Genomic DNA, 7,168 nt, shown 5'->3' with positions numbered 1-7,168 from the left:
CGACATCGATGTCGGCATGGCGCTGCGGTCGGGCTCCCACTCCATAGAACTCATGGAAACCAAGGAACAGATAAATGCCAACCATACGCTCCACCCCGATTCCTGGTATCTCTCAGCGACAAGCTTGATCGCTAACAGATTCAATGACTTTCCATTGTGCTGGGTTGGTTTCCACGAACCGGGCGTTCCCATAATGTCGGAACAAAACGAGGTTTGGGGAGTCCCTCTCTTAACGCTGAATCCGTCTAAGAAGCTGCATAGAGATTGGATTATGGATTGAGGTATCGGCCACGCACTTTTAACCCATAAACCCAGAAAACTCAGCCGTGGAGCGCGCCAGGCGTTCCAAGCGGGATTCGGTCATCGAGGCGATCTGGTCCACGATGACGCGCTGGCGCTCCGCGTCAGTTTCGGCGCGGTTAAACCAGAGCCTAAACATCGGGTCGAGCGCACCCGGCGCCCCCGCGGATAAGTAGTCAAAGACGCGGTAGATGCGCTCACGCTGGCGGTCCTGGCGAGCCAAGTGCACCGGTTCGTCCATGACGTAGAGCACCGCGATGGTCTTGAGCAGCTTGACCTCCCCTTGCGCACGCACCGGCACTGCCAGATTGCCGTGCTGGCGGCCCAGCTCCAGCTGTGGCTCTTTGGCCGCGCGGGTGGCCTGCACCGTGGCCCCGACATAGCGGCCCACGAGCTCGGAGGTCATCTTCTTCAGCGTGGTGTAAGAGCGCAGGGAGAAATCGAAGTCGCTGACCTCCCGGATGATGGGCAAGGTGCGGAGGGAATCGGCGGCGTCGAGAAGCTCGTCTGCGGTGCCGCCGAAAGCCTTAGCGCCCTTCTCCGCAAGCGCAGCGAGTTCCACCAGGTCCCACAGCACCGCGAGTGAAATGCGGCCGGAAACGATGCCGTCCTCCACGTCGTGAACGGAGTAGGCGATGTCATCGGACCAGTCCATGGCCTGCGCCTCCATCGAGGGGCGCGCGTCAGTATGTCCCTCGCGCAACCAGGCCAGGATGTGTGCGTCCTCGTCGTAGCAGCCGTACTTGCGGTTGACCGTTCCATCCGCATTGGTCTTGGTGCGTGGGTACTTGCAGGCGGCATCGAGCGCCGCACGCGTGAGGTTGAGCCCGTAGGAGTTGTCCTGCGCGTCCACCACCTTCGGCTCTAGCCGAGCCAAGATGCGCAAGGTCTGCGCGTTTCCCTCGAATCCGCCGCACTCTTGGGCCACCTCATTGAGAGCGTTCTCTCCGTTGTGCCCATAGGGCGGGTGGCCGATGTCATGGGTCAGGCCCGCCATGTCGCACAGGTCGGGGTCCAAACCAAGCCCGGAGCCGATGCCGCGGGCAATCTGCCCCACCTCCAGTGAGTGGGTCAGTCGCGTGCGCGGGGTATCGCCGTCGTGGGGGCCGACTACCTGCGTTTTGTCCGCGAGGCGTCGCAAAGCAGCGGAGTGCAATACGCGAGCCCGATCGCGAGCAAAAGCCCCTCGGTGCTCTTCAGCGGCTGGGGTGCCTGGCTCGCTGAAGGCCGATCCTTTGGGGCTCTCATCAAAAAGACGTGCTGCGTCGTGCGCGCTGTAGGAATAACTCACATCTAGCAGTTTAGGCGCTAAAACTGCCATGGTTCATCCGCGGCATACCACCTAAGGCATAAGAAATCGCCCCCGCCGCCTCTCCGAAGAAAGGCAGCAGGGGCGAGAACTCAATGTTCGAGTTTACTTGCTAGACAGTGCGCTCCACAGGTCCTCCACGAAGTAGAAAGGCGCGTTTACCAGATCCTGGAGAGCGGTCAGCACGACATCAATGACATTCTTGAATACGTCCATCACAAGTATTCCTTTCGTTGTTTGCACTTGCGCAATCCACTTTAATCTATCGACAGTCGTATTGGAAGCAAAACCGACTAGGAATTTCCTGCAATTTTTGTCAATTGCCTGATTTTACACCCGCACGCTGGAAGATCATGGTCTAGATTTCCTGCGAATTTCCTCATGCCGAGCTCTGCGGGAGGGCCTCATCATCGCTTCCACGCGGTGCAGCGCACTCCGCAGACGCTCCGCGGCCTTCTCACCTAAGACTTTGCGCGCGGCGAATACGGCGAGCCCGCCCATCTCGTGGGCAAGGTAGCGCCACCAGGCCCGGGCGAAGGTTGGGGTGGGATATCTCGAGGCGCCGCGCACCTGGGTGCTCATCCCCTCGTCGCGCGCGATGAGCCACACCCGCAACCGGTGTAGCGGATCCGTAATGACGATGGCGTTCGCATACCCGTAGCGCTGACGCACCTCCCGCAGGGACTCCACGGTGTCGTTGCCCACGGGCACCGCCAACACACATGCGTCCGGTACGCGTTCGCTGAGGTAGCTCTGCCCCACCTCAGCCTCGGTAAAACGATCCCCTGGCAGCTTGCCGCCCACGGTGACAATAGGGATCTGCGGGTATACCGCATGCGCGTCGACGGCCTCCTCGAGGCGCGCAGAAAGGATGCGGGAGGGGCGACCGTCGTATTGCGCAGCCCCCAACACGATGATGGCTTCAATGTTGGCTTCTAAGCTCAGCGCAGGTTTGGCTCCCCGTTGTGCTGCGCGGCGTAGCAGAGGCACGCAGCGAATAATGCGTCTCACTCTCACCAGGCTAACTGTATTCTGGTGGTCATGAATTCTTGTGCGCGTATTGGCCGTGCCGCAGTAGCGGCGTTGTTCGTGGGTCTGGGAACCCTAGCTCCTGGGATTACCCAAGCCGGAGCTGCCCCCTCCCCGCAGCAGATGGTGCTGGCACAGGCAGATCCCTCGAGTGTGACGCAGAAGGTCACGGATAACGCCGGAGTGTTGTCCTCGAGTGAGAAGTCCCAACTACAGGAGAAGATTACCTCCCTGCAGAAGGATGAGGGACTGATTCTTTACGTGGTATTTGAAAACACGTTGCCGGGTACCGCGCAGGACTATGCAGACGAGTTTATTGACGCCAAGGGCCCCAACTCCGCGGTCTACGTGGTGTCAGTTGAAGACCGCACGGTGGGCGTGCAGACCGGCAACGCTTGGTCTTCCGGGCGCTCGGACGCTATGTACGACGCCGCATCCGCGCACCTCGCCGAGGACGACTTCGGGGGCTCTGCACTCGCGCTTGCCGACGCCGCCGTGAGCGGTTCCACCGGATCTTCCGGTTCCGCAGGTGGCGCAGGTTCCGACTCCGGCTCGGGGGCCGGCTGGCTGGCGGGTGGTGCAGGTGCTCTGGCAGTAGCCGGTGGTGGCATCTGGGCAGCCTCGCGCCGCAAGACCAAGAAGGACAACGCGCAGAACCTCGAATCAGCACGCGCCATCGAGCCGGGCGATACCAACTCGCTGTCATCCCTTCCCACCGAGACCCTGCAGGAGCTGGCCCGCGAAGAGCTGGTCTCCACCGACGAATCCATCCGCCGCGGCAAGGAGGAGCTCGACATCGCCACGGCCGAGTTCGGCCCGGAGCGCACCCGCCCGTTTACCCGCGCGATGAACCACTCCACCACCACGCTGCAGAAGGCCTTTGCCTTGCAGCAGCGCCTGGATGACTCCATCCCGGAGTCCGAGGCGGAGCGCCGCCAGATGCTCATCGAAATCGTCTCCTCCTGTGGGCAGGCTGACGACGCCCTCGATGCCCAAGCCGCCGACTTTGCCAAGATGCGCGACCTGCTCATCAACTCCGACTCGAAGCTCGACGAGCTGACCCAGCGCACCGTGGACATCCGCACCCGTATTACACAGGCCGAGCAGACCTTGGCGGGCTTGGTGTCCAAGCACCCAGCCGAGGCGCTGGTCTCCATCGAGGACAACCCACACATGGCCACCGTGTCCGTGGGCGAGGCAGAAAAGCTACTAGAGCAAGGCCGCACGCTCGCCGCGCAGCCGGCCGGCCAGCAGGGCGGATTGGTAGGCATCATCCGCGACTCCGAGCACGCCATCGAGGTGGCAGACCGACTGCTCTCCGGCGTGGAAAACGCCGAGGCTAACCTGGCCGCAGCGCACTCCAACTTGAGCGCGCTCATCGCGGAGGTACGCGGCGAGATCGAGGAAGCACAGCAGCTCGAGGCTCAAGGCAAGAAGCTGGGCACCGACGCTGACTGGGAGGCCCTAGGCGACGTCACTTCCCGCGCCCAGCAGGCCGTCAGCGCCGCCGAAGCCGGCCAGGCCACTGACCCGCTCGGCCACTACACCACGCTGATTGCCATCGACTCTGAGCTCGACGAGCGACTCGACGCCGTGCGCGAGGCGACCGCCACGCAGGCCCGCCAGCTGGACCTCTACACCCAGCAGATGCAGGCGGCTGAGTCCAACATCCAGGCCGCCGAGGACGTCATCTCTACCCGCGGCCGCGTGGTCGGCGCGCAGGCCCGTACCGCGCTCGCGGACGCCAAGCGTCTCTATGCGCAGGCGATGCAGCTTAAAAACAGCAACCTGCGCGGTGCCATCGACGCCTCCCGCCAGGCTGTCGCGGCCGCCCAGACCGCAGCCCGCCGCGCCCAGGACGACATTGATTCCTACCGTCGCCGCCAGCAGCGCCAGGCTGCCGGATCCACCGCAGGTGACATCATCACCGGCATGGTCATCGGCCAGATGCTCGGCGGTGGCCGCAGCTACGGCGGTGGCTTCGGTGGTGGCTTCGGTGGCGGCGGCTTCGGAGGCGGCGGAGGCAGCAGCTTCCGCGGCGGCTCCTTCTAGCTCTGCCTGCGCGCCTTTAACCGCGCAGGCGCCTCGGGGCATCGACAAGCAGGCAGCAATAAGTAAGAAATGCCACGTCGATGTCCGGAACGTTTTCCGCTGCGATGTCAAAAATCTCCAGCACCCCCTTGAACGTAGGGCGGGTGCGTAGGACCTCATTTCCTTCGGCATCGCGAATACGGCGCTCGCGACGGAAGGGGTTCGGCCGGTCCAGTGTGTACTCACGGTCCAGGCACTTGGCCTGCATGTGGCTGACAGTTACGCCCTGCTGAGCCACGTGCAGGGTCTTGCCCGTCGTGGCCGTACCGCGCACCCAAAAGCGCTGGCTACCACTATCCACTGAGTGCTCCAGCAAAATGCGCTCCTGCGCCGCGGCCAATTGTGATTCCTTCACGTTGAGCACATCAGCGCGTACCGTTGCCCACACAGTGCCCTCGGCATCGCTAAGGGTTTCATTTTCCCAGGTTAATTGCTTCCTGTCCATCGGCTTTAAGCAGTACCTAGCGCAAACTAGAAGACGAACAGGGACAACACAGCCACCACCGATGCCAGCACCAAAGTGGCGATGATCGGCATGGCCTTGCCCTGGGTCTTGGCCTCCAAGATGAGGCGAGTAAACCAGCTGAGCGCGACTGTCTCGGCGTCGGAAAGCGCATCCGCGGCAGCCTCCGCATCGAACTCGAGGATGGCCTTGCGCACACCCGAATTCTTGGTGGAGAACTGCGCTACCTTCAACCCGGCTGGGTTCTCAACAATCCAGTCACCGCTGTTTTCATTGATGAAGGCAAAAGATCGGCCGTTCAAGTCAGCCTCGATGCGCTTGTCCCGACCCAGGTTGCCTGTCAAGGCGTAGACACGGTCCTCCACTTGGGCGGTCGCGCCCGTGGAGAAATCACTGGCAAGCTCCCAGCGCTGGCCATCAACGTCCGCGGAATCCGCGGAGAAGACGCCATACGCTGCAGGGCCTGCCTCCATGAGGAGGACGGGGTGCTCGCGGTCAGTGCGGTCCCAGCTGGTGTATTCCATTAGCAGCCAATCAGGCGGGCGGCCAGGTAAGCCTCGAGCTCGTCGATCTTCACGCGCTCCTGCTCCATCGTGTCGCGCTCGCGAACGGTGACGGCACCGTCCTCGAGGGAATCGAAGTCGTAGGTGACGCAGAACGGCGTACCGATCTCATCCTGACGGCGGTAGCGGCGGCCGATAGCACCGGAGGTGTCGTAGTCGACGTTCCAGTTCATGCGCAGCTTGGCAGCCAGCTCACGGGCCGGGTTGGCCAGCTCTTCCTTCTTGGACAGCGGCAGAACCGCAACCTTAACCGGAGCCAGACGGCGGTCCAGGCGCAGAACCACGCGCTTGTCGGTGCCGCCCTTGGAGTTCGGAACCTCTTCCTCGTCATAAGCGTCAACCAGGAAGGCCATCATGGAACGGCCCAGGCCGGCTGCCGGCTCAATGACATATGGAACCCAGCGCTCCTCGGTGGTCTGGTCGTAGTAGGACAGATCCTCGCCGGAGCCCTTCGCGTGCACGGAAAGGTCGTAGTCGGTACGGTTTGCCACGCCCTCGAGCTCGCCCCACTTGGAGCCAGTGAAACCGAATGCGTACTCCACGTCAACGGTGCGCTTGGAGTAGTGGGACAGCTTCTCCTTCGGGTGCTCGTAGAGACGCAGGTTCTCTTCCTTGATGCCCAGGTCCACATACCAGTTGTAGCGATCATCAATCCAGTACTGGTGCCACTGCTCGTCCTCGCCCGGCTTGACAAAGAACTCCATCTCCATCTGCTCGAACTCGCGGGTGCGGAAGATGAAGTTGCCCGGGGTGATCTCGTTACGGAAGGACTTACCGATGTTCGCAATGCCGAAAGGCGGCTTCATGCGAGCAGAGGTCATGACGTTCTTGAAGTTCACGAAGATGCCCTGTGCGGTCTCCGGACGCAGGTAGTGCAGGCCCTGTTCATCATCGACCGGACCCAGGAAGGTCTTGAGCAGACCGGAGAATGCCTTCGGCTCGGTCCAGTCACCTGGCTGGCCGGTCTCAGGATCGTTGATGTCCGCCAAGCCGTTTGCCGGCTCGTGGCCATGCTTTTCCTCGTATGCCTCGAGCAGGTGGTCAGCGCGGTAACGCTTACCGGTGTGGCGGGACTCCACTAGTGGGTCAGTGAAGACCTCAACGTGGCCGGAGGAGACCCATACCTGGCGCGGCTGGATGACAGAAGTATCGACGCCAACAACGTCCTCACGGGACTGCACCATGTGGCGCCACCACTGGCGCTTGATGTTTTCCTTGAGCTCAACACCGAGGGGACCGTAGTCCCACGCGGAGCGAGAACCGCCATAGATTTCACCTGCCTGGTAGACCAATCCGCGGCGCTTGCACAGGCTTACAACGGTATCGATGACGCTTGCCATTATAAAAAGGACTCCTCTGTTAAGGGATAGTCGTGGACAATATTCTCAGTCTATCGTGCCCCATAACGCCCGT

General features: G+C 62.0%; 7 protein-coding genes. 2 read left to right on the top strand and 5 right to left on the bottom strand.

The features are described 5' to 3' along the window. Positions 1–280, top strand: a 280-nt coding sequence (locus HMPREF0308_RS13985) for a hypothetical protein (RefSeq protein ID WP_005528465.1), incomplete at its 5' end; no start/stop codon positions are given. Positions 281–298: 18 nt separating this feature from the next. Here the strand turns inward: HMPREF0308_RS13985 and HMPREF0308_RS02750 are convergent. Together HMPREF0308_RS02750 and HMPREF0308_RS02745 are read right to left on the bottom strand one after the other, a co-directional pair. Beyond that, positions 299–1,591, bottom strand: coding sequence for a deoxyguanosinetriphosphate triphosphohydrolase (locus HMPREF0308_RS02750; RefSeq protein ID WP_034656761.1), 1,293 nt, complete (start codon positions 1,589–1,591; stop codon positions 299–301). 369 nt (positions 1,592–1,960) lie between these two features. Then, a complete protein-coding gene (locus HMPREF0308_RS02745; protein WP_005528461.1) occupies positions 1,961–2,599 on the bottom strand; it encodes a YdcF family protein in 639 nt (212 codons plus the stop codon). 51 nt (positions 2,600–2,650) lie between these two features. On the opposite strand from HMPREF0308_RS02745, the gene HMPREF0308_RS02740 reads away from it, so the two are divergent. Further along, entirely contained in the window at positions 2,651–4,690 is a 2,040-nt protein-coding gene (locus tag HMPREF0308_RS02740) for a TPM domain-containing protein (RefSeq protein WP_034656923.1), read from the top strand. Between the two features lie 16 nt (positions 4,691–4,706). On the opposite strand, the gene HMPREF0308_RS02735 is transcribed toward HMPREF0308_RS02740, so the two are convergent. The 3 genes from HMPREF0308_RS02735 to HMPREF0308_RS02725 are packed head-to-tail and all read right to left on the bottom strand — an operon-like array spanning position 4,707 to position 7,095. Beyond that, positions 4,707–5,174: a hypothetical protein gene (locus HMPREF0308_RS02735; RefSeq protein WP_005528457.1), complete on the bottom strand. Its 468-nt coding sequence runs from the start codon at positions 5,172–5,174 to the stop codon at positions 4,707–4,709. Between the two features lie 26 nt (positions 5,175–5,200). Further along, positions 5,201–5,716: a hypothetical protein gene (locus HMPREF0308_RS02730; protein WP_005528456.1), complete on the bottom strand. Its 516-nt coding sequence runs from the start codon at positions 5,714–5,716 to the stop codon at positions 5,201–5,203. Then, the gene (locus tag HMPREF0308_RS02725; RefSeq protein WP_005528455.1) at positions 5,716–7,095 is read right to left on the bottom strand and encodes a glycine--tRNA ligase; all 1,380 of its coding nucleotides are present in this window, start codon (positions 7,093–7,095) and stop codon (positions 5,716–5,718) included. The genes HMPREF0308_RS02730 and HMPREF0308_RS02725 overlap by 1 nt, the downstream gene beginning before the upstream one ends. Positions 7,096–7,168: the final 73 nt, after the last annotated feature.

It is taken from the genome of Corynebacterium striatum ATCC 6940 (genome assembly GCF_000159135.1).
GTDB lineage: Bacteria > Actinomycetota > Actinomycetes > Mycobacteriales > Mycobacteriaceae > Corynebacterium > Corynebacterium striatum.
The sequence above is the reverse complement of the archived record's forward strand: the minus strand, read 5'-3'. Positions and strand labels throughout refer to the sequence as shown.

Bases quoted from the DNA above. Each gene is read 5' to 3' on its own strand.
- HMPREF0308_RS02740 (WP_034656923.1), top strand. From the start codon at position 2,651: ATGAATTCTTGTGCGCGTATTGGCCGTGCCGCAGTAGCGGCGTTGTTC.
- HMPREF0308_RS02725 (WP_005528455.1), bottom strand. From the start codon at position 7,095: ATGGCAAGCGTCATCGATACCGTTGTAAGCCTGTGCAAGCGCCGCGGA.
- HMPREF0308_RS02735 (WP_005528457.1), bottom strand. From the start codon at position 5,174: ATGGACAGGAAGCAATTAACCTGGGAAAATGAAACCCTTAGCGATGCC.
- HMPREF0308_RS02730 (WP_005528456.1), bottom strand. From the start codon at position 5,716: ATGGAATACACCAGCTGGGACCGCACTGACCGCGAGCACCCCGTCCTC.